Consider the following 26,885-nt stretch of genomic DNA (forward strand, 5'->3'; position numbering starts at 1 on the left):
AAAAAACTGCAGTTATTGTCACTCCGAATGCCTCAGCTATTTCTCTAAGGTATGCATCCGGAGTTTGTTTTATATATAATTTTAGCTTTTCACTATCAATTTTACTGGGGCTCTGCCGTCTTTTTTTAGGAGCTAGGCAACCTTGTTTTTTCCGCTTAATCCAGTTTGTTAACGTGCGAACTGTTACGCCAAACACCCCACTAGCTGTGGCCATTGAGCCGCCATTCTCTATATAATTCAAAGCTTTTTTTCTTAAATCGTGTGAATATACCATGCCAATTGATTATACATATATCCTTAGAAAAATAGAATTCAAATAACTATAATTAAGTTGCAAAAGGATCTGTCAATAGGCTTTATGTAATCCCTTAGCCTTGAAAAGGGATAGTGTAATAGAAGCAATAAGAAGGTAGAAATTGCTGAAATTCTGAGACCCAATTTTTCTACAATCGAAAAGCTAGAGCAAACTTCATTTGATTTTGAAGAGGGTGAGCTACGAAGAAGTAGGCCAATTATCATGCTATTAAATTTTGATAATTAACGCCATACAGAATCGTAATTTTGGCATTCATAGGTGTTAGTTATTAGGGAAGTGAATATTTTAATTGTATTTTAACTTTCTACAGGAGGCTGCCAACCAGGCAGTTCTTTTAAATCCCGGAGTCCAAAGTGTTTAAGGAAATAGGGAGTGATTCCGTAGAGAGTAGGGCGGCCGGGTGCCTCTAAGCGGCCTACAGATTCGACAAGTTGCCTCTCCAACAAACTTTGAAGGGTACCCGAGCTATCTACACCGCGAATAGCATCAATTTGAGGACGGGTGATAGGTTGCCGATAAGCAATAATGGCTAACACTTCAGCAGCAGCGGGGGAAAGCTTCTCCGTGCGCTTATTACGAAAAAGTAAATCTAGGTAAGGGCTATATTCTTTACAGGTACGTAAAATATAGCCTTGGGCAATTTCTTCTAATCTAAAGGCGCGCTGTTGCAAGATAAATTCTTCCGCTAGCTCTTGCAATAAGTCTTGAATTTGACGGGGTTTAAGAGGCTCAACAGCATCCAGCACTTCGCGGATTTTATTAAAGCTAAGCGGCTCACGGCTGACAAAAAGCAGGGCTTCTATGATTCTTTTAAGGCGTGTTCTTGTAGTTTTTTCAGTGGATTTTTGTTCTATAGCCTGATTATTAACGGGAATGCCTGGAAGAGAGCCTTGGACATATTGCTTTTTAGGAGAGAAGGCTTTAGGAGCTGTAAGCTTTTCTGGAGGAGAAGGAGGAAGATCCTCAGAAGGAAGCACAGGAATTAATTCGCTTGCCGTCGTTTCCATTTGTTGTTCGAAAAAGTTAATTTCTTTAGCCATAAATATTTATAATTTCACGCATAATAGTATTTTCTGAGAGGCAACATTCTTGATTAAATAGCTCTCACCAATTTTCATCAGTTCAAGTACAGCCAGGAAGATAACAATAATTTCTAGCTTGCTTGTAGCATTTAAAAAAAGTTGTTCGATTTCAAGCTGATGATTGACGTTTAAATATTGACGAATAGCTTTAATTTTATCAGCAACTTTCCACTCTTCTTCTTGAATAAATTTTGCCGTTTTGATCGGTGCTTTAGCTAAAGCTTGCTTAAAGAGATCCGCTAAGTCTTCTAAAGTCAAATGCTCGATACCCAACGGTTTGTTATTTTCTCCTAGGGGCTCTGGCTCACGTAAATAATAAGCACTTTGAGACATCTCCAGCTGAGTAAGGTTTTTAGCTGCTTCCTTAAAACGACAATAGTCAAGTAATTGATGAATAATATCAAAACGGGGATCATGCTCTTCCTCTCCCAAAGAGAGAGGCTGTTCATGCGTAGGCAGAAGCATACGGCTTTTAAGCCATAAAAGAAAGGATGCCGAAGCAATAAATTCAGCCCCTGAATCCACAGAGGAGGCCTGCCATTCCTTTAGCTTTTGGATATACTGCTCAGTAATTTTTTTTAAAGAAATTTCGACGGGATCAATTTCATGCTTTTGAACAAGATGGAGCAAAAAATCCAGCGATCCTTCAAAGTTTTCTAGAGCAAATACATCTTCACTATATAAGTTTTTCATATCAATAAGTCTACTAGAGCAAGAATTCTCTATAAATATAAAAATCTTACCTTTAAGAAAAAAGGCATTAAAATCAGTATATCGAGGATAAGAATAAATGGCTGATAAAAATAATTTTATAATTTTTCAAAAATGTTGTTGTTAAACCTGAGGCTCTCTATAATCCAGAAAGAGGTGAAGAGTTTTTGTTTCACAAGTGATTTATTATTAGCAAATTAGGATTGAAGATATGCGCTTGCTTAATCGTTTTAGTTTATTTATCATCTTTATTTTTCTAGTTAATTCTTTTCTTTTGGGCCAGGAACCCGATCAGCTTAAAAGGCAAGATATTAGCAAAATTATGCGGCAGATCTTTGCTGAGCATTTAGGTCAGAAAACGATTAACGAGAAAATCTTAAGAAATGCTTTTAAAAATTATATCGATCAGTTCGATCCTGATCGTACCTATTTAACCTACACGGAGGTAGAGCCTTTCCTTGGATTATCTTCTGAGCAAATGGAAATCTACATTACCGCCTACAAAAATGAAGACTTTTCTTCTTTTGAAAAGCTTAATGCGGTCATTCAAAGATCTATCCTGCGGGCACGTCAATATCGCCAAGATCTTATAAAAAATACCGAAGAGCTTTTCAAAGCAGCAGATGAGCGAGGTGCAAGCAATAAAAATACAGAGGGATTAGAGCTTAATTTAAATGGTTCATTTGCTTCTAATTTTGAGCAGCTTAAAAGACGTACCAAAGAGCAAATGATAACTTTCATTCAGGCTGAGCAGAAAAGATATGGAAAAGCGCAGGTCTCTAACTACAAATCCAGACTCCTTGTCATGTTTGATCAGGCATTGAAAAATATTGAAGAGGGATATCTCTATCAAACGAGTGAGGGTAAGGCGTATAGTGAAGGTAAAAAAGAAAGTGCTTTAGCTTTACATATTTTAAAAGCTTTAGCTAGCTCTTTAGACGCTCATACGGCTTTCTACAGTGATACAGAAGCCTACGATATGAAAGTGCGCCTTGAAAAAGAGTTTGATGGTATAGGGGTGGTTTTACAGTCTACTCCTCAAGGAATAATTATTTCTTCCTTAATCGAAGGAGGAGCGGCTTCCAAAAGTGGCAAAATTTTTGCTAATGATTATCTTCTTCAAATCAATGGTAAGGCCACGTCCGGCCAAACGTTGCCTGAGGTGATGAACACAATAAGAGCCTCAAAAGAGCCTTCTATAGAGCTGGTCATCAGTAGATCTTTCCAAGAAGAAAATGGAAAGCAGATGGAAAAGCAGGAAACGGTCATTCTTAAAAAAGAATCTATTCCTATTAAAGGTGAGCGAATAGATGTAAAACAGGAAAAAGTGGGCAACGGCATTATTGGCATTATCACCCTTCACTCTTTTTACCAGGGTGAAGATGGAACGGGTAGCGACAGTGATATGCAAAAAGCCTTAAAAGAGTTAGATCGAAAAGGTAATTTGCGAGGGCTGATTTTAGATTTACGGGAAAATAGTGGGGGCTTTCTTAGTCAAGCTGTAAAGGTAGCTGGTCTATTTATTTCCAACGGTATCATTGTAATTTCTAAATATTCTGACGGAGAAAAGCGTATTTATCGCGACATAGATGTTAGGACTGCTTATCAGGGACCTCTTATTATTTTGACTTCAAAAGCTACTGCTTCTGCTGCTGAAATTGTGGCACAAGCTTTACAAGATTATGGGGTAGGCTTAATTGTTGGAGACGAACATACTTATGGAAAGGGCACTATTCAAAGTCAAACGGTGACGGGCAATGAGGGGGAAACCACTTCTTTTTTTAAGGTGACCGTGGGTAAATATTACACGGTCTCAGGGAAAACTCCTCAATTGGAGGGAGTAAAAGCTGATATCGTGGTGCCTGGCCCTTATCATGATGAGCCTATTGGAGAGGAATATTTAGAGCAGCCGTGGAAGCCCGATCTTATTAAGGCAGGTTTTGAAGATAGTCTTCAAGATATTGAGCCTAGTGTAAAGTCTTGGTATATGAAATACTATACGCCTACTCTTCAAGCCAAGGTCTCAACCTGGCAAGAAATACTGCCTTATTTAAAGAAAAATAGTGCTTATCGCATCGAGAACAATAAAAATTATCAAATGTTTTTAAAACAAAAGAAAGCAGGAAATACAGAGGAGATAACGCTTTTTGGATCGCCTACCGAAGATGAGCTTGGCAAGGAATCAAACAATTACGGCAAAGAAGATCTACAGATGCAAGAGACTATAAATGTGCTCAAAGATATGATTTATTTGCATAGCAAGAAACGTCAGAATCAAGAGGTTAAAGGCGATATTGCTCCTCTTTAAGCTGCTACAGCAAATTAAGGATTGCATAAAAAAGGGATGATAGTCTATCTTGCTTACTTATCTCTGGCCAGATAGCTCAGTCGGTAGAGCAGAGGACTGAAAATCCTTGTGTCGCTGGTTCGATTCCAGTTCTGGCCACTTTAGCCGGATTAATCCTATTAATCCGGCTTTTTTTTGTCCTATTCTTATTAGACTTTGCTTAACATCATCGCATCTTAATTCTAAAAAATTTAGATGGGCTTTAAAAAGCTAGCTATAGTTTAGATTTTTTGCCCAACTTATAATCGAACAAGCAGAGCCTTGAAAAAAAGCGATAAGAATAGATTTCTATCCTAACTTTAATTATCTACCTAATGAGCTACAAGTAGCTATCTTTAGTTTGTTGTCAGAAGAAGATTGAGGCAGGGCAGCTTTAGTTAGCAAACCATGGAAGCAGCTAGCAGAAGACTTTTTTTTACGGAAAAAATTATTTTTGCCGGCGTTAGAGCAACTCTACCCCACGTAAAAATTCCCGCTCTGCCTGGCAAAAGATTGATAAGAGAAAGTAGGTTTTTGGAAAACTTGTGCTTCTCTTTTTTCTCTAAATATTTTCATTATCAAATGCATAAGCTTCCTCCGACTGAGGCGCCTTAGAGACTTTAGAATTGAAGTTCAGCGAAGATCTAGTCTTCTTGAAATAACAATACGAACCCTATAAATTAAATAGAGATTTTTCCGAAATGAGTAGCTGCATGATTCTTTTTCTTTTTGTTAGCCTATCCTCAAAAATAGCTATCTGCACTTAAGTCAATGCGCAATCCAAGCGATCTTAAAGTATAAAAGGCATGATTTTGAAGGAATGATTAAATTTAAAAATTTTTTGAAAAATTCAGGTGGTAAGGTCTCACAGAATAGCAAATCTTAACCCCCTATAAACTACCTATAAGGCTCAACAATCACAGAACATTAAGTTAGATGCTGAATCTATTAATGGGGCAGCTAATGAGGCGATCGATGGGATGCTGTTGAATAAACTTAAGTTTTTCTTTCCTAGCAGCCAACTCCCATTTTTCAGTATGTTGAAGGTCAAGGAGAGGGGTGGGGGAGAGCCGATTTGCTTTTTTTGCTTTTTCTAAATAAGAGGTTATAGCCTCATAAGCTTTCCATTCAGATCTTAAACTTTCAAGTTTAGAGGCATAAACTAAATTAATTAATTTACCTAAAGAAGCGGGATAACATGAGGCTTTTTCGCTCACATTTCTTAAGAGTTTGATAGCTAAGTGGGGATGTTCATCCGCAGCCGAAAGGCAAAAGTTACCTAAAACATCATATAATTCATTTTTTATGGGTTCAGGCAGGAGGGGATCAATGTAGCTGTTGATTTGATACTCATGCTTTATTAAACCAATAAGAATGCTTTTTTTAATAGCATAGGTGTTTAGGTCCTTAGCAATTAAAAAGCTTTCAAGAAATTGGGAAAGAGGGCCTAAAGGAGGAATCCAAAAATCGGGTGCGGGTGCAAGGCTTGCTTCTACATTTTTTAGTATTGAATGGTAAGCAACTATTTTGGAAATTGCAGTGCAAGGACTTCGCTGAATTTCTTCGCTAATCGTTTGTTGCATGATGAAGTCACCAAATATATGGGCTCCAAAAAGATGATAGAGCTCATCTTCTAGCCGATTTTGGAGCCTATAGATTTTAGCTTTGCAATAATAGGTCTGAGCAACTAAGGCTTTGGATAAGTGTTTCTGCTGGATAACTTGTTCAAATAGATCTAAAACTTTTTGGATCTGTCCAGCCTGAGGCTCTTTTTCTATTAGTTGGGTCAAGCTATTTAGGCCTTTAGCTATTATTGCTTCTTCCTGCTTTTCATCCAGCAAAAGACAAGTAAACAATTGCATCGCCTCAGGTAAGCATTGTTCAATCTCATTACCCCCTTTATATAACATTTCTGCGTAATTTAACTGGGCTTGGCTGACAAGTTGAGGAGCTTCTTTTAAATAATCTTTAGCTTCGATGATTTGCTTAAATAAAAAGATAGCATCAGGCCAATTGAGAATATTTCGGTCATCTCCATCGCGAAAAATAATGGCTAATCCTAGCCCAGCTTTAGCCAAAAGAAGATCATTTTTATAAGAACTTTCCAATACTTCTTGGTATAAACTTTGTGAAAGTGCCAAATTTTTAGTTATATCAGGAAAATCCTGGCGCAAAATATCAGCTTTAGAGCATTTGGACATAAAAGAATAGGCTATATGGCTATCATGAGTAGAAGAATCAATGACTTCATCAAAAAATGAAAGAGCTTTAGAAGCTTCGCCATGAGAAAAATACAACTCTGCTAAGCAGAACTTAGGCTCTATTTGCCCTTCGAGGGCGATATTAGTCTCTAAAGACTTTTCATAGTAAAAAATGGCTTTTTCTACTGAAGGTTTTAAGTCTTTGCTGCCCATGCCATACATATAGGCTTTTCCTACGTAAGCTAGATGTGTGAGAGAGGGGCAAGGATAGATCTTTTCTAAAATAAGGCGAGAAAATTCAAAAAAAAGATCCCATTTTTTCTCATCAAAGTCTGTGAGCGCTTGAGGAGAAAAATCTGCTAGGGCTGCACTGTATAACTCATCGGCATCTAACCAACTTTGCTCGCCAGAGTAAGTGCTAGAGGATATAATCTCTGCGGCTTGCAGGGCGGCTATTCCTCGTATGTAGGTAAATATAGAGCTGACTTGCTGTGTATGAACACTTTTATACAAGCTTAATATTTTTTGCTCATCATCATTAGTAGATTGTATACGTAAGCGTTCAGCTAGGCAAAATCTCCCTAAAATTGCAAGAGGATGGCTTTCTGGATAATTATCGATGATGTTTTCTATAGATGAAGCATTGGCTAAGCTAGGATTATAAAGCCCGATAAGCTCTATACTCAATAAAGTTTTGTGCTTCTCTTCTTCTTCCAGCCAGCTGGAATGTCGGAGTGTATCAAATAGTTCTAAGAATAAACCCTCGTTAAACTTGGCCTCATTATTATATGCAAGGATAATTTGGCTGTTTAGCTTGGCTTTAATGATTGTTTCTGGGTTGTGATGAGTGTCATCAAGAATTTCTTTTAAAAATGTTTGCGCTTTTTCAAGCTGGCCTTGAGCCAGCAGTTTTTCCGCTTTAGCTAACTTCTCGCGACCAGCATGCTGGGAAGAAGGTAAGTAGAAAAGTGAGGGGATGATTGCAAATGCCTGCATAACTATAAATCAGTTTTTTTATTTAATGAATCCATACTAAGAGTTAGCGCGGATATTTTCAATATATTTATAACTTAGCTTAAAGGGCGTAAGAATTTATGAGAGAAGGAGTAGTACAAGTTTGTAACTTCACGCGTTATCAAACAAGGCATAAAAGGGTTAGCAATTATTAAGTATATAAAAAAATAGGTGTAGGGTAATTTTTATGAAAAGCATTGGCAGCAGGTTGCCCCAAAAGAGTATTTGGCTAATTTTAAGATGCACTTTTTTATTGACAAGAGATCGACTCATTGGATGGCTTTAGATTTCGATTGATTGGAAACCACTAATGCGCTATACTGCATACAGTTTATTGATTTCCTTAAAAAAACTTTATCGTTTTACAATGCCTAAGGGGGCTAGAATGAGTTCCAACAAATCATACGCGATTATCAAAACTGGCGGAAAACAGTATCGTGTAGCTAAAGATGACATCATCCAAGTAGAAATGCTTGACGCAGAACCAGGAGAAAAAGTTGAATTTGCTGAAGTGCTTTTTGTCGGTGAAGAAAACTCTTCCCATGTTAGTGCCCAAGCTTTAGAAGGCTTCAAAGTTATGGGTGAGCTGCTAGATATTGTAGCAGGTCCTAAGGTTGTAAGCTTAAAATATAAACCGAGTCATAATAATTACAGGAAGTTTGGCCACCGTCAACATTATGCACGTGTAAAAATTACTGAGATTGCCAAAGCATAAGGAAGGAGAATTATGGCACATAAGAAAGGACAGGGTTCAACCCGTAACGGACGCGACTCTCACTCAAAGCGTCTGGGAATTAAAGTAGGTATGGGTGAAATCGTCAAGACAGGTAGTGTCTTGGTTAGACAAAGGGGCACAAAATGGCACCCAGGTAAAAATGTAGGCCGTGGTAGCGATGATACGCTTTTCGCTCTTGCTGATGGATGCGTTTCTTTTCGTAAATCCGATCGCACTTACATCTCTATCGAAGCTGGAGCCTAACCATTTTAGAGCACAGAAAGAGGAATGATGAGCACTAGTTCTTCTCTTCATTCTTCTTTGTCAATTATTATTCTCTTTTAACTTTCCCTTTTTATATAAAAATATGTTTGTTGATCGTGTGACTATAGATCTAGCTGCCGGTAAAGGCGGAAATGGTGTTATTGCTTGGCGGCGGGAAAAGTATATCCCTAAGGGAGGGCCGTGTGGTGGCAATGGAGGTAAAGGCGGTTCGCTTATCCTTCAAGCCGATGCACAGGTTTTTTCTTTAGAGTGGTTTCGCAATCGCCGTATTTTAAAAGCAGAAAATGGCCGTGAAGGAGGTCCCAATTGCCAGCAAGGGCGTAATGGTAAAGATCTTATCCTGAAAGTTCCTTGTGGCACCTTGGTAAAGAATATTCATACGGGTGAAATTCTTCATGACTTTACTCTAGATGGAGAAAAGTGGGAAATTTGTAAAGGTGGCCGAGGTGGACGCGGTAATGATAGCTTTAAATCTCCTACTAATCGTGCACCCAATACGCGCACAGAAGGCACCGAAGGCCAAGCCTGTAGCATCGAATTAGAGCTAAAATTAATTGCTGACGTAGGATTGGTAGGCTTTCCTAACGCTGGAAAATCCACACTGTTTTCTTCTTTAGCTTCTGTCAAAGTAAAAATAGCTCCTTATCCTTTTACTACCTTACGACCTAACCTTGGTTTTATTACTTATAAAGAACACCAACGCATTTTTATTGCTGATATTCCAGGTATTATCAAAGGCGCTCATTGTAATCGAGGATTAGGCTTTGAATTTTTAAGACACATAGAACGTACAAAACTTTTGTTATTTGTCTTAGATGCCTCAGGTATCGATGGACGAGATCCCAGCTCAGACTTTGAAGTATTACGTCATGAAATCCAGGCTTATAATCCTGAAATGCTTGAACGTCCTTATCTTATCGTGTTAAATAAAGTAGATGCTGAGGAAGCTTCTCAGCATATTAAAGTCTTTTTAAAGAATAAGTTTGCTGCTAAGGAGAAGATTTTCCAAATTTCAGCTATGCTGGGTAATGGCCTGCCTGAATTACGTGAAGCTATTCGTTTAAATATTCAACAGCAAGTGTAATTAAATGATTCTTAAAAGGATTTAAGGCAGAGGGTACAAATAGCTGCCTCTAAAAAACTTAAGAATTAGCGCTCTAGCGTACTTTTCTAGCTTGTGCACTAACAACTTCTATAAATTATACCTCCTCGAGGCACATCTGCAGTGTTTCATTCCAATCAGGGAGTTGAATGCCAAATGTTTTTTCTGTTTTTTCGTGACTTAGTAAAGAATTATGAGGGCGTTGGGCAGCTACTGGATAGGCTGATGAGGGAATGTTTACAAGTGTAGGCATCTTTACTCCTTTTTTAAGACAATACCCCTCAAAGATGGCTTTAGCAAAGCCGAACCACGAGGTTTTTCCGCGGCAGGTAAGATTGTAAATGCCATCCTGGCCTTCATAACGGGCCATCACCTGTGCTGTAGCTTCTGCAATTAAACGGCTCCAGGTAGGAGCACCCATTTGGTCGTCTACAATCTTTAATGTATCTTTCTCTAAACCTAATTTTAGCATAGTTAGCAAAAAATTGCGGCCTCGATTTCCATAAACCCAACTAGTACGTAAGATTAGGTGAGCGCAGCCTGAGGCCTGAATAGCACGATCTCCTTCAAGTTTAGAGTAGCCGTAAAAATTTTGAGGATTAGGAACAGTATCTTCGGTAGAAGGATTGGGCGAGCATCCATCAAAGACATAATCACTGGAATAGTGAACGAGAAGCGCATTAAGCTTTTTAGCCTCCTCAGCAAGAATTTGAGGAGCCTGTGCATTGATGGCCATACAAGCTTCCTTCTCAGCTTCAGCTTTATCAACTGCTGTATAGGCCGCCGCATTAACGATCATATGGGGCTTTAATCCGTTTAAAAGCTCGCGAATAGAGAGGGGAGAAGCAAGATCTAAAGCTTTCCGATCATAGGTGATAAGCTGTCCCAAAGGTGAAAGAGTGCGACAGAGCTCCCAGCCTACTTGCCCTTGTTTGCCTAAGATAAGAATTTTTTTCATAGGAATACCTCGGCATGTCTGAATAAATTTCCCTTTTGATCTTTAGCCGAAAGAATAGGTACATCTCCCTGAAGGGGCCATTCGATGGCTAAATCTGGATCATTCCAAATAATTGTACGCTCCGACGCAGGATCGTAAAAATCCGATGCTTTATATAGGAAATCAGCTTGGTCTGACAATACTAGAAAACCATGGGCAAAGCCTTTAGGAATCCATAACATCCGTTTATTCTGCGCGGATAATATTAATCCTACCCATTGACCAAAGGTAGGCGAATGTTTGCGTAAGTCCACAGCAACATCATAAACTTCACCGCTAACGACCCGAACAAGCTTTCCTTGGGGCTGATGAATCTGATAATGGAGTCCACGTAAGACATGTTTAGGAGAATGAGAGTGATTGTCTTGTACAAAAACATCATGAATATGAGCTTTTTCGCGAAACATCGTCAGGTTAAAGCTTTCAAAAAAAAAGCCGCGGGCATCCCCGAAAACCTGGGGTTCTATAATTTTGACTTCAGGTATAGATGTTCCAAGGACGTGCATAAATTTACCTTTAGGGATGAGAATGATAAATTATCTTAAGAAGGCGCAGGTTTTGATACAATCAAAAAACCTCAATTTTTTAAATAATGAGAAAAGGGTTTTGGTATAATTAGCACTATGAGGATAGGCCAGCAAAAAATTATTATCATTGGCTTTTACCGCTTGGCTCTTATCTGCTTTTTCTCTCGTGTTCTGTATCTACCCCTAATAGCTTAATAATGTTTGTAAGTAGACGTACTATTTTTTTCAGCCTAAAGGATGCGACTAATAGTAGAGCAAAAGTAAAAGAGGTTTTTTGCTTTCTTTATGAAAAAATAGATCAAGTAGATTTACATTATGTTGAGCTTAAAGCAAAGCATAATGAAGATAGGTAGCTAACACACACAACATATATTAAAAAAGCCCTCATTATTTAGATGGCTTATTTTAGCTTTTAAAGAATCCAGACTCCAAAGATGAATTCAAAGTAGCAAAAGATAGAGGAAAAATTAAATAGGAAATAATGTGGCAGACCTAGGGCATTATAAAATAGGAAAAGGCTTACCTGCCGAATAAGAATTCTAAAAAAAGTTTTTTTGTTTTTATAGAATAATGTATAAAGCATTTTAGATAATGATTATGCCTTTCAATTTTTATTTTTAATTATTACTTCTTCACTGGGACTTAACAGAGCAAAGGCTTGCATGAAAATTTTAGTGGTTAATGGGGGGTCAAGCTCTTTTAAATTTGCTTTATTTGAAGCAGAAAGCGTTTTTTTGCGCGATCTTGAGCCCTTATGGCAAAAGAGTGTAGAATTTGAAAATAGCTGGGAAGATCGTCGAGCAGCTATTAAGAAAGCATTCGAGGAAGTTCCAACGCCCATTGATAGAGTGGGCCATCGCATTGTCCATGGAGGCTCTCTCTTTCAAAAGCCTACTTTTATTACTCCTGAAACTATAAAGCTTCTTCAAAAGCTCTCTCATTTAGCTCCTTTACATAATCCTATAAATTTGGAAGGAATACAGGAGGCCGAGCGTTATTTTCCCTCTGCCACACAGATAGGAGTATTTGATACGGCCTTCTACACTAGCATGCCCGAAGTAGCATGGACTTATCCTGTTCCTAGTGAATGGACTAAAGAGGGAATTCGTCGTTATGGGTTTCATGGAATTAGCCATCAGTATTGCATGGAAACCATTCAAGAGAGACTAGGTTCGGATAGCCATAAATTAATTACGTGTCATTTAGGAAATGGTTCTTCTTGTACAGCTATTTTAAATGGAAAAGGGATAGATACGACCATGGGATTTACTCCTTTGGAAGGATTAATGATGGGGACACGCAGTGGTTCTATCGATCCTGGGATTATTCTTTATCTCCAAAAGCAGAAAAACATGACTGTTGAGGAAGTGGACCATTGCTTAAATAAAAAATCAGGTTTATTAGGCATTGGGGGTAGCTTCGATATGCGTAAGATTTTAAAAGCTGCCGAAAGGAAAGATTCGCGAGCAATTTTAGCTTTAGGCCTATATGTACATTGTTTGAAAAAAGCGGTGGGGGCCTTAGCAGCTACCTTAAATGGACTAGATATTCTATGTTTTACAGGAGGAATTGGAGAGAATGCTGCTCCAGTAAGGCAAAAGGTTATAGAGGGCCTTGAATATTTGGGTGTTAAAGTAGACTCTAACTTAAACGGCACATGGAAAAATGATGGAGAGATATCACCAGCCGGTTCTAAAGTAAAGGTTTTTGTCGTGCATGTGCGCGAGGAGTGGTTAATTGCTAAAGAATGCTTTAATTTAAGATAGAGATTCATTAAAAAATGATGAGCTAGTTAGCAGTTACTTAAAGAGAAACAAGCGCGGTAAAGAATGAGGTAAAAAGGTAAAAATAATTTTATTTCACCTATATTCTTCTCCCTTTCAGGGTAAGCGGTCATGGGAGGTAGAATTACTTAAGTTATTGATGCTAGGAAAAACAGTTATTTACAAACATTTTTGGCTTTGCAGATGCCCGCAGAATCACATCTAAAGTTGGGCTTACGCTGTGCCGCTTACTAATCCTACCTTTCAATCTGTCAGCTTAAATCTGGCTACATTTTCTCTTCTATTGACAAGAGGCAAAAAACTTATGGGTAAAAGGCTATAAGAAGAGTCAATCTTTTTTGTTTTAACAAAGATTTGATATTTTTTGAGTTTATAGCGACCTATGTAATCTTGCTTTGTTTTTTTTTCACCCATTTTACTTTTAAAATCTCGACGGTAAAGGCGGTCCCATAATGCAGTTTTGTTTCCTATTTTCTCCCAATTCTGGCATACGCTTTGAGCGTGGTTAACCTCTTGGGGAGACAAAAAAGAGAAGATCCGTATTATCAGCTCTTCTGGTAGATGGTTAATGCTAGTCTTTGCTTTGGTAGTAAATAATGTGCTTAAAGATAAAAATTTATACGCGACCATATCTTTGTTAGATTGTGTGGGGGATAAATGCATCATACAATTAGTCCTACGTTAAAGTTAATTTAGAAAATTTTTAGAGAGTAACATCCATGAACAAAATCAAATAATTTAAATCCTATTAAATACCAATAATTAGATAAATGATAAACAAATTATAAGGTAAGCCTTTAAGGAAATTGCTTGAAAGATCCTGCTATTTCTATGTCCAATCAATAATGCTGCCGAAGAATCTTTAAGAAGTCTAGCCATTCTACGTAAGCTATGCCTAGGGCAGCTATTCCAGTTGAGAGCCTTTGACTTAGATAATAACCAGCTTACCACTTTTCTTCCCGATATAGGGTGTTTATTTCATTTGTACTATCTTTCTTTAAACGACAACCAGCTCACCTCTCTTCCTTCAGAAATAGAGCATTCACATACACGGTTATACTTTGAGTTACTAGGAAATCCGCTAAAAATTTCAGATGGAAGATATCTCAGCTATAATAATTATTTTTAGGCTGTAAATAAAAAAAAATTGTATCTTTAGTGCCTAGTTTGTTAGATCGAAAAGCTCTAGAGGCGTAGAGGAGATCGTCAGTATAGCATTTAGGGCAAAGGGCAATAAAGCAGCAAAAAAGCTATTTAGAGCCTTCGCCTTACATTACCTGCTTTTTTGTTTATTAGGCTTTTCGAGGATATCTAATCACCATAAAAAGTTGCCGATTACCCAGATAAAAGAGTGCTATGGAATTATTCTTAAAAGCTTTAAGGATGGCTTTACCTTTTGTTTCAGGATTTTAGAGTGTAGCAAGAAATTGCAAGGCCGAGGAATTTTGTAGAGTCTTAAATCGGTTTTCTTGTTAAAAACTTCTCTTTTTCTATATAAAGGGTTGCGTAAAAACAGTCTGCACGCTAGGATATCTGTTTAATCAGCGTATTTATGGAAAGATGGCTGAGTGGCCGAAAGCACGTCCCTGCTAAGGACGCATACCTCTCAAGGGTATCGAGGGTTCGAATCCCTCTCTTTCCGTAGTTAACTTAAGGCTATGCAAGTTAACAAAACTTGTAATACATCTTACTCTTATTTTATTTATCGGAAGAGATAGCTAAGCTAGTCTTCCGAGCTCTTTTTATCCCATATTTTCCTAGTAAGGTGAGCACATAAGTTAAGCCTGCTACTAGCGCAATCGTCGCTCCACCGGGCCAATCCATATAAAAAGCTGCTTGCATTCCGAAAAAGCAAAATCCTGCGCTGATACAAATAGCAATGGCCATCATTTGAGAAAGCCTGGTTGTGAATAGATTGGCAATCGCAGCGGGGATGGTAAGCATGGTCATCACTAAGATAATACCCACCACTTGAATCAAAAGCACAATAGAAACAGCCGTTAACACCAGCAATAAAAGATAAAGTGAATTAACAGAGATGCCTTGGAGCTGAGCTTGTTCTTCATCAAAACAAATGGCTAAAAAGCGTTTATGGAGACAAAGCACGGTTAAAAAGATGACGATATCTAAGGTAAGTAAAATTTTTAGATCAGTAGGAGTGACCCATAAGATATTTCCAATAAGAAAATTGGTGAGTTCAACGTTAAAACCAGGGGTTTGCGAAATAAATAAAATCCCTACTGCCATACCTATTGACCAAATGGCAGCAATGACAGTATCCTCACGCTGGCGATAATGAAGATGAATCCATCCGATGAGCAAAGAAGAAACTATGGCTGCAATAAGAGCACCTAGCAAAGGCGAGACCCCTACAAAGCCCTTAGCCCTTTCTAACCATAAGCAAATGCCTATTCCACTAAGAACTGCATGAGAGATGCTGCCACAAATAAAAATAATTCTTTTTACTACCACATAAGAGCCTATAATTCCGCTTACAAATGAAGCTGCTATTCCAGCTAATATAGCTGCTAATAAAAGCGGATTGGTATGTAAGGCGTCAAAAAAAGAGGTCATTGAATTTCTCGCTTTAACTGAATCAAAGGTGAATGGTAAAGACCCATAGCGAAATGTTCACAAACTTCTTCTGGCTTTAACAATAAAGCTGTGTTTTGGACGAGAAGAACCTGTTTTACTTGTTCGATCGCAGTGTTTAAATCATGGGTTACCATAAGAATAGCCATTTTTTGGCGAAGGCTGTATAAAATATCATAAATGTCAGCTTCTGCTTGTGAATCCACATGGGCTGTCGGTTCGTCTAACAGCAGTAGCTGCGGATCGGAGATTAAAGCTCTAGCAATCAATGCTCGCTGAGCTTGCCCACCTGATAATGTACCAAAAGGTTTGTTATAAAAGTTAGGCAGCTTTACGCGGTTTAAAGCTTCTTTAGCAGCTTCTTTATCAGCTGAAGAGAACTTTCCATACCAGGGAAGTTTAGAAAGGCGCCCGGCTAACACCACTTCTAAAACTGAAATGGGAAACTCGCGATCATAACGGTGTGTCTGAGGAACATAGGCAATTTGATGACGAGAGGATTGAGGAGGTGACCCTAAAATTTCTATTTTGCCTGAAGAGGGTTTTAAAAATCCCATTAACAGCTTAAGAAGGGTGGTTTTGCCCCCTCCATTGGGTCCTATGATACCGATGAAATCATTCGACTCAATAGTTAAATGGATGTCAGTAAGAACGGGCGTTTCGGCATAGGCGAAATTGAGATGATCTATATGGATAACAGGAGGCATCAAGAAAAGCCTTTAGACTAAATTAATGGTCTTTTATATTAAAGTCTTCAGAATTAATTTGTCCATCTATCTCTGAAGTCCTGAAAATTAACCCATATTTTTGAATCTGCACGATCAGAAAATTAAATAGCTTGGTTAATTTTAAGTCCTGGATTTCTTGATTTGATTACCACGAGTAGTTTTTTTGTTATATAGGATGGTGTTTAAATAGATCGGCTGTCAGCAAAATTTAAGAAGGAAGGGCGTAAATGATAAGGGGCAAAATTCTTCAGGAAATTAGATACATACACCCAGCTTTAGGTGTGCAGGCAAGCTTTCTATTAGGAGACCAATTGCAGACAGGAAAGTTTGATGTACTTTCTTCTCCTAGGCTATTTGATAGAAGAAAAAGTAAGGTAAAAGCTTAGCTGCCCATACACTCAAGAAAAACAGAGGGTAAGCTTTAAGATGAAAGAATATTTGTCAAAGCCTTCTCTTAAGCATAGGAAAAATGGGGTCAAATTTTTTTAAGAGGCCCCAAAAGCTTTGGCAATCTCTCGCATACTTTCCAAATAATTTTCAGCATACGGATTTAGATTAACTAGGCGAGCACCTAATTGGGCAGCAATTAATTTGGCCCCTTTACTACTGTATTGAACTTGCACGAAAATAGTTTTTATGTGATTACTTTGCGCCTCTTTAATCAATCGAGTAAGCTGTTGAGGGGTAGGATCTTTGCCCTCAAACTCAATAGAAAGCTGTCGACAATTATATTCACGGCAAAAATAAGCATAAGCTGGATGAGAGACCATTAAAACAGAATTATGAGGCTTACTTAAAAGAGTATGAATCTCCTCATGGAGGTGATCGAGCTCTTGATGAAAATGAGCTAAATTGCTTTGATAGAGCAAGGCATTTTCTGGATAGGTTTTAATTAAAGCTTCTGCAATAGTGGTAGCTTGAATTTTAGCTTGAATGGGACTTAGCCAATAATGCAGGTCATAGCTGTTTTCCTGCGAGTGACAGCAATGGTGAGGGTGTTTGCTCTCATAAGAAATAAGATCAAGATTTTGTCTTAAATCGATCAATTGCATGCGCGGATTATAGCTTTTTAAGGCTGACTTAACTTTTGGCTCAAATCCTTCTCCTACATAAAACCAAAGATCAGCTTGAGTAGCCTCTAACATCTGTTTAGGCGTCGGCTCATAAGTATGAGCGCTAGCGCCCGCAGGCACCATAACTCCTACTTGAAGAGTAGACCCTGCAAGCTTTTCTACAAAAAATTTATGAGGGGCTACGCTCACTAGCACATATTGAGAGCGCGCTGAATTTTCACTAGAAAATATCTGATGGGATAGCAAAAAAGAAGAGAAGAAAATAGCAAAAAATATTAAATGTTTTTTAAAGCTTATCATCATAAATTATAGTTATAAGATAAATAATTTACCTTCACTATGCTGAGAATTAAGAATTAAAGCAAGTAATTATAATATAAATAAAGATCTTGAAAAAAGTTCATAAAAGTTTTCTCATGTAGCAATGGATGCAATTTGCTAATGAAAAAAATGAAAGATCAAACGCTTAAAATTTTTTATCCTTGCAACTTATTTTAAAGATGGATTAATCTACTGCAGATTCCTTAATCTTGGAGAGGTGTCCGAGTGGCTTAAGGAGCACGCTTGGAAAGCGTGTGTACGCTTTTAAACGTACCGTGGGTTCGAATCCCACCCTCTCCGTCCTATTTACCTGAGTAAATTTTTCTCTTTTACTTCAGCATAAGACAGATAAAGCTTTAAAGCCTTGCATTTGGCAGGCTTTTCAGAAGAGGACATAAATTTTAAACTCCTAGATCTGCTTTGCTTTCTCTTTTTATTGGGCTTAAGTTTTTCCACACTTTGTCCTTCTTTCACCTTCCACAACACTTAGTAAAATGTATTAATTTTTTGAGTTTACCCAACTTAAAAGTTAACACATTTTTAAGCATGCAAAACGCTATTTTAGAACCTCTACCATACTCTGTTCTAGACAAATCCTTTATCAAAATATAAGAGCTATACTAATAATTATAAGGCTTGCCCGATGAACCTGGACATTGCCTCAAGAGAAATACAGTCTTGCTTTAAGTTTAGATGAGTGAGGGTTTACTAATTTTAATAGGTAAGTATAATCAAGCAAGTTCTATGGGTATTCGTAAAGTCTTTCTAGCTCCTTACCTGGGGTAAGGGGCTAGGGCTTATAGTAGGAAAACCTGAGAAAAAAATCGCCATTTTTTAAATCTTACCACTTAAGTGCAAGGAGGCTTTTGATTTTCGCTTTTAATGCCAATGTAAATATCAAGTATTGCATTCTGGTGATCGCTTGCACGATCATCGTAAATCTCAAAATCAGCCAAATATTCTCTTTCGCCATCCAAATCCTGGGCGGACATCGACCAAATTTCTTGCCACATATTAATGCATAGGGAAGGTAGAGTACCTGGATTGCTTATGAATTTTACGTAATTTTGAGCAGGTATAACAAGGGCGGAAAATCCTTCAGCCATTGCATCGAATTTATTGACTTCTTCACCAATAAAATAAGTATAATCTCCATTAAAATCAGATTCATAATCGGTATAAACGCAATAGGTTGTACCTGGCTTGGCGCGATAAAGAATTTTTTCTGAACATGCACCTTGAAAATACCTTTGGATCGTTGGGCTAATTTTAGCAGAGGAGGGGTCCTTCTCCCATGAATTGTTAGTGCGGCTTGTAATGCCTACCAGTTTAATTTCTGATAATTGTATTATCGTTTTGCGCATAAGCTAAATTCCTTTAAGATCCTCAAAGTTTTAGTTAAATCTTCTACATTTCCTGGGCAATAAATGTAACCATTTTGATAAACGCCTCTTTAACTCAGCTAAAGGAGCAAATTTATTACTTTTCTCTTCACAATTTAGCTAGAAAAGTTAAATGTAGAAAATATCATATAAAAACCCTCTTACGAAGAATAGGAAAAAGCTTTCCTAATCTTTCCTACTTCTTCAAAGCATTTGAATCTTTTAGCTTGATCCCCTATGGCTAGGCTTTTATCCTAGGGACCCTTTATTTTTTTTGGAAATTAACCTTAATTTTAATGTAATTGATTTAAAGCATGCATAACGGCTTCTCTTGTTGTATCTATTTGATGATTAACCTGAGAGACACCATTATGGTTTGTAGCTAAGTTTTTCCAATGCACACTCCATATTTTAGCCAGCTGTTTAAGATTCTCTGGGACAGGGGAGGGGAGAAGAATAACAATGTCACTCATCATAGCAATATAATTCCATCCCTCAATAGCCTCTATTTTTGAATGCGTTTCTTTATATAAAGTGGTGTTAACAACGGCTTGCAATCCCCCTAAGTTTTTAAGCATTTCAAAGCCTGCTTGGCGGGTGTTTCGGTTTCTTTCCGTTTGCTCTAAGCGCCAGGTGTTTACAGCTAAAGCAATAACGGCCACTATTAAGCTAATGATAGCTACCGCATTGTTATATAATTGATTACGAAAGTTGGGCGATTTCATTCCTATCCTCAGCTTATCTTTAGGTTTTCCTGCTATTGAATAAGTACACTAGACTCTTTCCTTAATCAAGCTATTTATTTATTAAAAGAAAAACATAGGTAGGTTGATAAGAGGAGCTAATATTTCTTTTGTAGAAATGAAAACCACTTTGCAGGATTTTTTTACATATTGCATAGAGGGGAAGATGATGCTCAACAGGAGCATGGATGCTGTCGAAAATTTCTTGAAACTCTTTATAATAATTATTTTCTTCTTCAGAGAGCAAATTTTCATGCGATTTTGCTCTTTTTTGTATATTAAGAGTTTCTTTAAAAATTAGGGCTCCTCCTATTTTTAAAAGAGCCTTAAGCTCTGAAAGCTTATCTAAAGAGAGATTATTATAAATAATGTCAAATGTGCCAATATGACGTTCATACTTTTCTTGCAAGTTTATGTTTTGAAAAAGATTAGTCTCACTAAAGCCAGTAATAGTAATGTTTTTCTTCCCTCTGGATTTTAAAAGAGCCTCAATACTTAAATTTAGAAATTCTTTTTGCTCAGCAGAATACCCCAGGCCATATAAATGAACTTTCTCTGCAGGAAATTGAGGGGCCAATCTATTAAAGTTAATCATCAGGATAGGTAGCAAAGCTGTAGCTGGGATGCCTCCTATTTTAATTTCTTGAAAGCCAGAAGAATTTAGCGCTTTTAAAAGATGAGCAATTGTTAATATAACTGTCTCACAACCAATTTCTTTAATTGCTTCCTTAGAAAAAAAATTAATTTTCTCACTTCTGGCGCACTCAGAAGAAAGTATAGGGGCTTTAGAGGATAAGCTAGAAGAAGGAAGGTTTCTTCTAGGAGACTTAAAGTAATGCCATTCTCCTCGGGATGGCGTCCCTTTAATTTTATAAGAAGAAAGAGGATTGTCCAAATCTCCCCGTCTTTGCATAAGACCAAGGATAACCTCTGGGGAAAATCTCTGCAAACTCTCCCTTGGAAAGCGTGTAGTTTTTTCTTGACTAAGGGAAGAGGGAATAAAAGGGGACCTCTCTGAAGAAATCGTAAGGGAACTCATCGCTATTCCTTAAAATAAAATGAATGACTGTTAAAAAGATTCTTTAATAAATATTAAAGCCTATCGGCTTGCTTTTTTATTCTTCAAGAAATTTAGTGGGAAGCGGACTTTCCTGAGGCACTCTCTAAAAAAGCATTAAGATTAACTGCTTGCAAATTGATACACTTTTTTCTTTTTTCTCTCCAGCAATATAAGCTTTTGGCTATCTAGCTAAAATAGGGAGGGGCAGATTGTATCCTTCTCAAAATTTTTTTAATGGCATGAAAAGTTTAAGAAAACCGTTCAGATTCTTGATTCCTATTGACAAAATCTTGGCAACGTATATATTTACTAGCACAATGAGAAATTCATTGGATTTAAGATAAGTGCTTTTAGTTAAGGCTAGAAGAGAATAGGGAAACAGGTGTAAATCCTGTGCGGTAACGCCGCTGTAATGAGTGACGAAAGCTAAAATGCCACTGCTTTTATTAGTGGGAAGGCTGGCAAGTAGGATGATCTCAGAGTCAGAAGACCTGCTTATCTTTGCTCATCGCATCTTTTTTATAAAAGGTGAACTGTCTCGTTAAAGACAGGATGGGGAAAATAAAGAGTGATATTCTTTCTCTTTTTGGCCAATCTGCTCGGTCTATTTTCTCCCTTTCTTTAATTATTAAATCGTGGGCTTATCATTCTAGATAGGATGGTAGACCTTAAGCTTATTTTTTTTGGGAGTTTCTTATGCAGGCCTTGCATGAACCAATTTTACTAGAAAACAAAGAACGCTTTGTTTTATTTCCTATCAATCACCAAGATATTTGGCAGATGTATAAAAAAGCTGAAGCTAGCTTTTGGACAGCTGAAGAAATCGATCTGTCTACGGATGTACAGCACTGGGAGAAAAAACTTAATGAAAATGAAAGACACTTTATCAAGCATATTCTAGCTTTTTTTGCTGCTAGTGACGGGATTGTAAATGAAAACCTGGCTGTGAATTTTCTTAACGAGGTCCAATACCCTGAAGCAAGATGTTTTTATGGATTTCAAATCATGATCGAAAACATTCATTCTGAAACTTATTCTTTATTAATTGAGACCTATATCAAAGATTCGCAAGAAAAAAGCATGCTTTTTCATGCCTTAGATACCCTTCCTTGTGTAGCTAAAAAAGGAGAATGGGCCTTAAAGTGGATTTCTAAAGGGGGATTTGCTGAACGTTTAGTAGCTTTTGCTGCCGTCGAAGGTATTTTCTTTTCAGGAAGCTTTTGCTCAATTTTTTGGCTTAAAAAACGGGGCCTTATGCCAGGCTTAAGTTTTGCCAACGAATTAATTTCTAGAGACGAAGGCCTGCATTGTGACTTTGCTTGTTTAATCTATTCGCAACTTGCTCATAAACTATCCGAAGAACTTGTTAAAGAGATTATTGGAGATGCAGTCAAGATTGAAAAGGAATTTGTCATGGAGGCTTTACCCGTCAAATTGATTGGCATGAACGGAGATTTGATGTGCCAGTATATCGAATTTGTAGCCGATCGATTATTAAATGCGCTGGGTTATTCTAAATTATATCACGTGAATAATCCTTTTGATTTCATGGAACTTATATCGCTGCAGGGTAAAACTAATTTCTTTGAAAAAAGAGTCTCTGAATATCAGAAACCAGGTGTGATGTCTACTCAAAGGAATCACGAATTTACTCTAAATGAAGAATTTTGAAGGAGGTGGTATGTTTGTAATTAAGCGCGACGGAAGAAAAGAGGCGATGAAGTTTGATAAAATTACAGCTCGGCTTCAAAAGTTATGCTACGCCCTAGATGCTAAGCATATTAACCCTGTGCTAGTAGCTAGGCGTGTCATCGAAGGTGTTTTTGATGGGGTGACTACCAGCGAGTTAGACAACCTAGCTGCTGAGGTGGCGGCAACTTTAACGGCTAACCATCCTGATTATGCGATTTTAGCGGCTAGAATTTCGATTTCTAATTTGCATAAAAATACCAATAAATCGTTTTCTGAGACCATTAAAGCCCTTTATCTTTATGTGGATCCTAAAAGCGGGAAACATGCGCCTCTCATTGCTGAAGATGTTTATGAGATTATCCAACAACATGCAGAGCTTCTAGACTCTACTCTCATCTATGATCGAGATTTTTTGTACGATTACTTTGGATTTAAAACTTTAGAAAAAGCTTATTTACTAAAAATGCAAGGTAAAGTAGTGGAAAGGCCTCAGCATATGTTAATGCGGGTAGCGATAGGCATTCATAAAGGAGATATTGAGCCTGCCATGGAAACCTATCATCTGATGAGCGATCGATGGTTTACTCAGGCTACTCCTACCCTTTTCAATGCTGGTACACCAACTCCTCAGCTTTCTTCTTGTTTTTTACTACAAATGAAAGAAGACAGCATCGACGGCATTTTTGATACCCTTAAACAATGTGCTAAAATCTCTCGAGCTGCAGGAGGCATAGGCTTAAGTATCCATGGTATCCGTGCAACGGGCTCTTACATCCGTGGAACAGGGGGTATCTCCAATGGAGTTATCCCTATGCTTAAAGTATTTAATGATACTGCTCGCTATGTAGATCAGGGAGGAGGAAAGCGTAAAGGATCTTTTGCTGTTTATCTAGAACCTTGGCACGCTGATATTTTTGAATTTTTAGATCTAAGAAAAAATCAAGGGAAGGACGAAATGCGTGCGCGTGATCTTTTTACAGCGCTTTGGATTCCAGATCTTTTTATGCAGCGGGTGGAGGCTAACCAAGATTGGTCTTTGTTTTGTCCTAATGAAGCGGCAGGCTTAGATGCCTGCTGGGGAGATGAGTTTGAAAAACTCTATAAACAGTATGAAAAAGAGGGGCGTGCCCGTAGAGTAATTAAAGCTCAAGAGCTCTGGTTTAAAATTTTGGAGGCACAAATTGAGACAGGCAGCCCTTACATGGTTTATAAGGATGCTTGTAATAGAAAATCGAATCAGCAACATCTAGGGACTATTCAATCGAGTAACCTATGTACCGAAATTGTAGAGTACACAGCTCCAGGAGAAGTAGCCGTGTGCAATCTGGCATCTTTAGCTTTACCGCGTTTTATCAAAGATGGACAGTTTGATTATCCTAAGCTATTTGAGGTTACTCAAGTGGTCACGCGGAATCTAAATAAAATTATTGATGTCAACTATTATCCTGTGGCGGAAGCGGAATATTCTAATCTGCGTCATCGCCCTATTGGCATTGGGGTGCAGGGCTTGGCAGATGCGTTTCTGATATTAAAAATGCCTTTTGAGTCTCAGGAGGCTAAGCAATTAAATCGCGAGATTTTTGAGACAATCTATTTTGCTGCCTTAACAGCTTCAAAAGACCTGGCTAAAATTCATGGCCCTTATTCAACTTATGAAGGCTCTCCTATGTCTAAAGGAATCTTTCAATATGATATGTGGAATGTGGTGCCAGGGAAGCGCTGGGATTGGCCCTCTCTTAAAGCTGAAGTAGCTTTATATGGAGTAAGGAACTCACTTTTAGTAGCCCCTATGCCCACAGCTTCTACTTCCCAAATCCTGGGAAATAATGAATGCTTTGAACCCTATACTTCAAATTTGTATACACGCCGTGTGCTATCGGGGGAATTCATCGTAGTGAACAAGCATCTATTAAAAGATTTGATCCATCTAGGTTTATGGGGTGAAGAGCTCAAAAATCAGCTGATTGCTGCTAACGGTTCGGTACAAAGTATTAAAGAAATTCCTGAAAATATTAAGCAACTCTATAAAACAGCGTGGGAAATCAAGCAAAAAACATTAGTGGAGATGGCCGCAGAGCGTGGGCCCTTTATTTGTCAATCTCAGTCGCTAAACTTATTTGTAAAGAATCCTACCTTTGCCAAACTGACCTCTATGCATTTTTATGGATGGAAATGTGGCTTAAAGACGGGCATGTATTATTTAAGAACGCAAGCTGCTGTGGATGCAATTAAATTTACCTTAGAAGCCAAGCCTTTTGCGGCTTGTAGTGCAAATAACAAAGAAGAATGTCTAGCATGTAGCGCTTAAGTTAAACAAAGATTAAGATCTTTAAATAATGCTAGCTTGATATTAAAAAGAATAGCCAAAGAAACTTGCATTGCCATCCTTTTTTTGTAAAATTTAAAAAGAGCGAAGTTTTCTGAAAATCCTCTAAGAGTTTTAGCTCTTATTTTGCGGATTTTTTTCTTTTGGAAATAGCTAGCTTTTAAGCTGTTTTCAAGAGAAAACTCATAAAAATTGAGAAAAAATTCTGCCGACTATCAAAATTTTAAGTTACCAGCTTTTGTATGATAATTCGTATGATAATAGGTGTCATCTTAAAAAATTGGCAAAAAGTTTAAAAATTATGCCAGGTATTTTAACTATGCAATGAGCTTGTAAGTCAAATAAACATAGAGTCAGACAGGGCTTACTGCTCATTTCTTTGCTCGCTTATCTCACAAGGGGAGGAGGTATTGCTCCTTAAAGGCTTTTTTACTTGACAGGCCACCTTTTCACTTAATAGCATGCAGATTATGCTTAAGGAGAGTAGAGCTTATGGATAGGATGATGTCGGATTTAGATAAAAAAACAAGTAAAGCCAAAAACGCGTTTTTAATACTTTCTAACGCCGCCGAAAGCCAAAAAAACCTGGCTTTAAGTGAAATATCCAAAGCTTTATCAGCTTACCTAGAAGAAATAAAGCAGGCTAATCCACAGGAGCTTTCTCCGTCAGGTGAGGATAAAAAGAAATTAATAGAACTTGGCTGCTTAGATCGGGTGATAGAATATATATCTGATATTAGAAGAATGCCTGATCTGAATGGAGAAATTTTTGATGATCAAACACTTTCCAATGGTTTAAAATTAGCAAAATATCGTGTTCCTATAGGTGTCCTAGGATATGTTTTAGATACTAATCCCGCTGCGCTTATAAGGGTGGCAGCTCTAGCTATCAAATCAGGAAATCCTTTAATCATTTGGGCAGGAAAAGAGACTCAAAACACTTGTTATTTTCTAGTTAAGATAATTCAAATGGGGTTGGAGGCAGCTGATTTACCTATCGAGAGCGTTCAGCTTCTTCACTCTCATGACGAAGAGCAATTAAAAGATTTTGTTCAATGTAAAAAAAGCGTGGATCTCGTTCTTTTAGCAGGAAGTGCCTCTCTTACATCTTTTTGCCAAAAAAATAGCCTCATTCCTCTTATTTATGAGAATAAAAGTGTCTGTCATCTTTATATTGATCAATTGATCAATAGTGAGAAAGCGCTTGAAGTCATCCATAATGCTAAAATGCACGAGGCAGAGACTACCTATTCCCTCAGCACTTTGCTTGTCCATGAAGCTATAGCAGATTCTTTTCTTCCTTTCCTTTTTAAAACATTACTTGACAAAGGCATTTCTTTGCGTTTGGACGATAGAGGTTGGAATCTGTTTGCCTCTTGTTATTTAAATCTTGGAAATGCTCAGTTGGCTGTACTACAAGATTGGGATACAGCTTGGCATTCAAATGTCTTAAATATTAAGTTGGTTAAAGACATGGAGGAGGCTATCGAACATATCCATCTGCATGGAGCAGGAAGCTGTGATGGCATTCTTTCTGATCACCCTGTACATGCCATGCAATTTTCCTCTTTAGTAAGCTCTGAAGTTATTATGATTAATTCCTCTCTTCGTTTTCTAGATGAAGCCTCCAGGGGTGGAGAGCCAGAAACATTAATTAATCTCCATAAGCTCCGCATTCCAGGCCCTCTCGCCTTAAAAGAATTGATGAGCTATAAGAGGCTCGTCCAAGGCAATTATCATGTTTGTCAATAAGGATAAATATTCTCTTCTAAGAAGCAAATAAGCTTTTCCACTAATTTTCCATAATTTTTCTTACTAAAATATTTGTTTATTATAGGGAAAGCGTTAATATACAAGTAAGATTAACTCCAGGGTATGACGTGTAAATAAATGATTTCTCTTTTCCTA

The 26,885-nt window shown here is 37.7% G+C and carries 22 protein-coding genes, 3 tRNA genes and 1 riboswitch; of the genes, 12 read left to right on the top strand and 13 right to left on the bottom strand.

The genetic code is table 11. The features are described 5' to 3' along the window. The 3 genes from DB42_RS03770 to DB42_RS03780 form a co-directional block, all read right to left on the bottom strand. Nucleotides 1–274 (bottom strand): IS630 transposase-related protein (locus tag DB42_RS03770; RefSeq protein WP_044881812.1); only part of this gene is annotated, 274 nt, incomplete at its 3' end. 338 nt (nucleotides 275–612) lie between these two features. Then, complete coding sequence (gene scpB, locus DB42_RS03775) at nucleotides 613–1,356, bottom strand: SMC-Scp complex subunit ScpB (protein ID WP_238578985.1); 744 nt, start codon at nucleotides 1,354–1,356, stop codon at nucleotides 613–615. A 6-nt stretch (nucleotides 1,357–1,362) separates the two neighbouring features. Then, nucleotides 1,363–2,091, bottom strand: a complete 729-nt coding sequence (locus DB42_RS03780) for a ScpA family protein (protein WP_044881813.1) — start codon at nucleotides 2,089–2,091, stop codon at nucleotides 1,363–1,365. Between the two features lie 229 nt (nucleotides 2,092–2,320). Between DB42_RS03780 and DB42_RS03785 the strand changes: the two genes are divergently transcribed. Together DB42_RS03785 and DB42_RS03790 are read left to right on the top strand one after the other, a co-directional pair. Next, nucleotides 2,321–4,417 carry a S41 family peptidase gene (locus DB42_RS03785; protein WP_044881814.1) on the top strand — a complete coding sequence of 699 codons (2,097 nt, stop codon included), beginning with the start codon at nucleotides 2,321–2,323 and terminating at the stop codon, nucleotides 4,415–4,417. 65 nt (nucleotides 4,418–4,482) lie between these two features. Further along, nucleotides 4,483–4,555, top strand: a tRNA-Phe gene (locus DB42_RS03790). An 812-nt stretch (nucleotides 4,556–5,367) separates the two neighbouring features. Here DB42_RS03790 and DB42_RS03800 read toward each other — a convergent pair. Further along, the gene (locus DB42_RS03800) at nucleotides 5,368–7,632 is read right to left on the bottom strand and encodes a hypothetical protein (protein ID WP_044881816.1); all 2,265 of its coding nucleotides are present in this window, start codon (nucleotides 7,630–7,632) and stop codon (nucleotides 5,368–5,370) included. Nucleotides 7,633–8,035: 403 nt separating this feature from the next. On the opposite strand from DB42_RS03800, the gene rplU reads away from it, so the two are divergent. From rplU to obgE, 3 genes are all read left to right on the top strand, one after another. After that, nucleotides 8,036–8,365 carry a 50S ribosomal protein L21 gene (rplU, locus tag DB42_RS03805; RefSeq protein WP_039385975.1) on the top strand — a complete coding sequence of 110 codons (330 nt, stop codon included), beginning with the start codon at nucleotides 8,036–8,038 and terminating at the stop codon, nucleotides 8,363–8,365. 12 nt (nucleotides 8,366–8,377) lie between these two features. After that, nucleotides 8,378–8,629, top strand: coding sequence for a 50S ribosomal protein L27 (gene rpmA, locus DB42_RS03810; RefSeq protein WP_039385956.1), 252 nt, complete (start codon nucleotides 8,378–8,380; stop codon nucleotides 8,627–8,629). Nucleotides 8,630–8,732: 103 nt separating this feature from the next. Beyond that, the gene (obgE, locus tag DB42_RS03815) at nucleotides 8,733–9,734 is read left to right on the top strand and encodes a GTPase ObgE (protein ID WP_044881817.1); all 1,002 of its coding nucleotides are present in this window, start codon (nucleotides 8,733–8,735) and stop codon (nucleotides 9,732–9,734) included. Between the two features lie 115 nt (nucleotides 9,735–9,849). On the opposite strand, the gene rfbD is transcribed toward obgE, so the two are convergent. Both rfbD and rfbC read right to left on the bottom strand, forming a co-directional pair. Then, entirely contained in the window at nucleotides 9,850–10,710 is an 861-nt protein-coding gene (gene rfbD / locus DB42_RS03820; RefSeq protein ID WP_044881818.1) for a dTDP-4-dehydrorhamnose reductase, read from the bottom strand. Further along, complete coding sequence (gene rfbC / locus DB42_RS03825; protein ID WP_044881819.1) at nucleotides 10,707–11,255, bottom strand: dTDP-4-dehydrorhamnose 3,5-epimerase; 549 nt, start codon at nucleotides 11,253–11,255, stop codon at nucleotides 10,707–10,709. Before rfbC ends, rfbD begins: the two co-directional genes overlap by 4 nt. 683 nt (nucleotides 11,256–11,938) lie before the next feature. On the opposite strand from rfbC, the gene DB42_RS03830 reads away from it, so the two are divergent. Next, nucleotides 11,939–13,042 (top strand): acetate/propionate family kinase, encoded by a 1,104-nt coding sequence (locus DB42_RS03830; RefSeq protein ID WP_044881820.1) that lies wholly within the window; start codon nucleotides 11,939–11,941, stop codon nucleotides 13,040–13,042. 261 nt (nucleotides 13,043–13,303) lie between these two features. Here DB42_RS03830 and DB42_RS03835 read toward each other — a convergent pair whose 3' ends face one another. Continuing rightward, on the bottom strand, nucleotides 13,304–13,726 hold the full coding sequence (locus DB42_RS03835; protein WP_044881821.1) for an F-box-like domain-containing protein: 423 nt from the start codon (nucleotides 13,724–13,726) through the stop codon (nucleotides 13,304–13,306). Nucleotides 13,727–13,973: 247 nt separating this feature from the next. On the opposite strand from DB42_RS03835, the gene DB42_RS03840 reads away from it, so the two are divergent. Both DB42_RS03840 and DB42_RS03845 read left to right on the top strand, forming a co-directional pair. Then, nucleotides 13,974–14,189 carry a hypothetical protein gene (locus DB42_RS03840; RefSeq protein ID WP_044881822.1) on the top strand — a complete coding sequence of 72 codons (216 nt, stop codon included), beginning with the start codon at nucleotides 13,974–13,976 and terminating at the stop codon, nucleotides 14,187–14,189. A gap of 425 nt (nucleotides 14,190–14,614) precedes the next feature. Continuing rightward, nucleotides 14,615–14,702 (top strand) — tRNA-Ser (locus DB42_RS03845). A gap of 56 nt (nucleotides 14,703–14,758) precedes the next feature. On the opposite strand, the gene DB42_RS03850 is transcribed toward DB42_RS03845, so the two are convergent. From DB42_RS03850 to DB42_RS03860, 3 genes are all read right to left on the bottom strand, one after another. Next, the gene (locus DB42_RS03850; protein ID WP_044881823.1) at nucleotides 14,759–15,634 is read right to left on the bottom strand and encodes a metal ABC transporter permease; all 876 of its coding nucleotides are present in this window, start codon (nucleotides 15,632–15,634) and stop codon (nucleotides 14,759–14,761) included. Continuing rightward, nucleotides 15,631–16,359: a metal ABC transporter ATP-binding protein gene (locus DB42_RS03855; RefSeq protein WP_039385946.1), complete on the bottom strand. Its 729-nt coding sequence runs from the start codon at nucleotides 16,357–16,359 to the stop codon at nucleotides 15,631–15,633. Before DB42_RS03855 ends, DB42_RS03850 begins: the two co-directional genes overlap by 4 nt. A 506-nt stretch (nucleotides 16,360–16,865) precedes the next feature. Next, nucleotides 16,866–17,756, bottom strand: a complete 891-nt coding sequence (locus DB42_RS03860) for a metal ABC transporter solute-binding protein, Zn/Mn family (RefSeq protein WP_044881824.1) — start codon at nucleotides 17,754–17,756, stop codon at nucleotides 16,866–16,868. A gap of 229 nt (nucleotides 17,757–17,985) precedes the next feature. Here DB42_RS03860 and DB42_RS03865 point away from each other — a divergent pair. After that, nucleotides 17,986–18,074: transfer RNA gene (locus tag DB42_RS03865), tRNA-Ser, on the top strand. Between the two features lie 548 nt (nucleotides 18,075–18,622). Here the strand turns inward: DB42_RS03865 and DB42_RS03870 are convergent. The 3 genes from DB42_RS03870 to DB42_RS03885 form a co-directional block, all read right to left on the bottom strand. Further along, complete coding sequence (locus tag DB42_RS03870; RefSeq protein WP_044881825.1) at nucleotides 18,623–19,138, bottom strand: GyrI-like domain-containing protein; 516 nt, start codon at nucleotides 19,136–19,138, stop codon at nucleotides 18,623–18,625. A 311-nt stretch (nucleotides 19,139–19,449) separates the two neighbouring features. Continuing rightward, nucleotides 19,450–19,881 (bottom strand): hypothetical protein, encoded by a 432-nt coding sequence (locus tag DB42_RS10335; RefSeq protein WP_052435964.1) that lies wholly within the window; start codon nucleotides 19,879–19,881, stop codon nucleotides 19,450–19,452. 70 nt (nucleotides 19,882–19,951) lie between these two features. Then, nucleotides 19,952–20,938 (bottom strand): hypothetical protein, encoded by a 987-nt coding sequence (locus DB42_RS03885; RefSeq protein WP_044881827.1) that lies wholly within the window; start codon nucleotides 20,936–20,938, stop codon nucleotides 19,952–19,954. Between the two features lie 346 nt (nucleotides 20,939–21,284). Continuing rightward, nucleotides 21,285–21,473: riboswitch (cobalamin riboswitch) on the top strand. 182 nt (nucleotides 21,474–21,655) lie between these two features. Between DB42_RS03885 and DB42_RS03890 the strand changes: the two genes are divergently transcribed. From DB42_RS03890 to DB42_RS03900, 3 genes are all read left to right on the top strand, one after another. Further along, on the top strand, nucleotides 21,656–22,630 hold the full coding sequence (locus tag DB42_RS03890; protein WP_042243978.1) for a ribonucleoside-diphosphate reductase small subunit: 975 nt from the start codon (nucleotides 21,656–21,658) through the stop codon (nucleotides 22,628–22,630). A 10-nt stretch (nucleotides 22,631–22,640) separates the two neighbouring features. Continuing rightward, nucleotides 22,641–24,959, top strand: coding sequence for a ribonucleoside-diphosphate reductase subunit alpha (locus tag DB42_RS03895; protein WP_044881856.1), 2,319 nt, complete (start codon nucleotides 22,641–22,643; stop codon nucleotides 24,957–24,959). 510 nt (nucleotides 24,960–25,469) lie between these two features. Continuing rightward, nucleotides 25,470–26,729, top strand: a complete 1,260-nt coding sequence (locus DB42_RS03900; RefSeq protein ID WP_080502724.1) for a glutamate-5-semialdehyde dehydrogenase — start codon at nucleotides 25,470–25,472, stop codon at nucleotides 26,727–26,729. The last annotated feature ends 156 nt before the right edge of the window (nucleotides 26,730–26,885 follow it).

The sequence above is a fragment of the Neochlamydia sp. EPS4 genome, from assembly GCF_000813665.1.
In the GTDB taxonomy this organism is placed as follows: Bacteria; Chlamydiota; Chlamydiia; order Chlamydiales; family Parachlamydiaceae; genus Neochlamydia.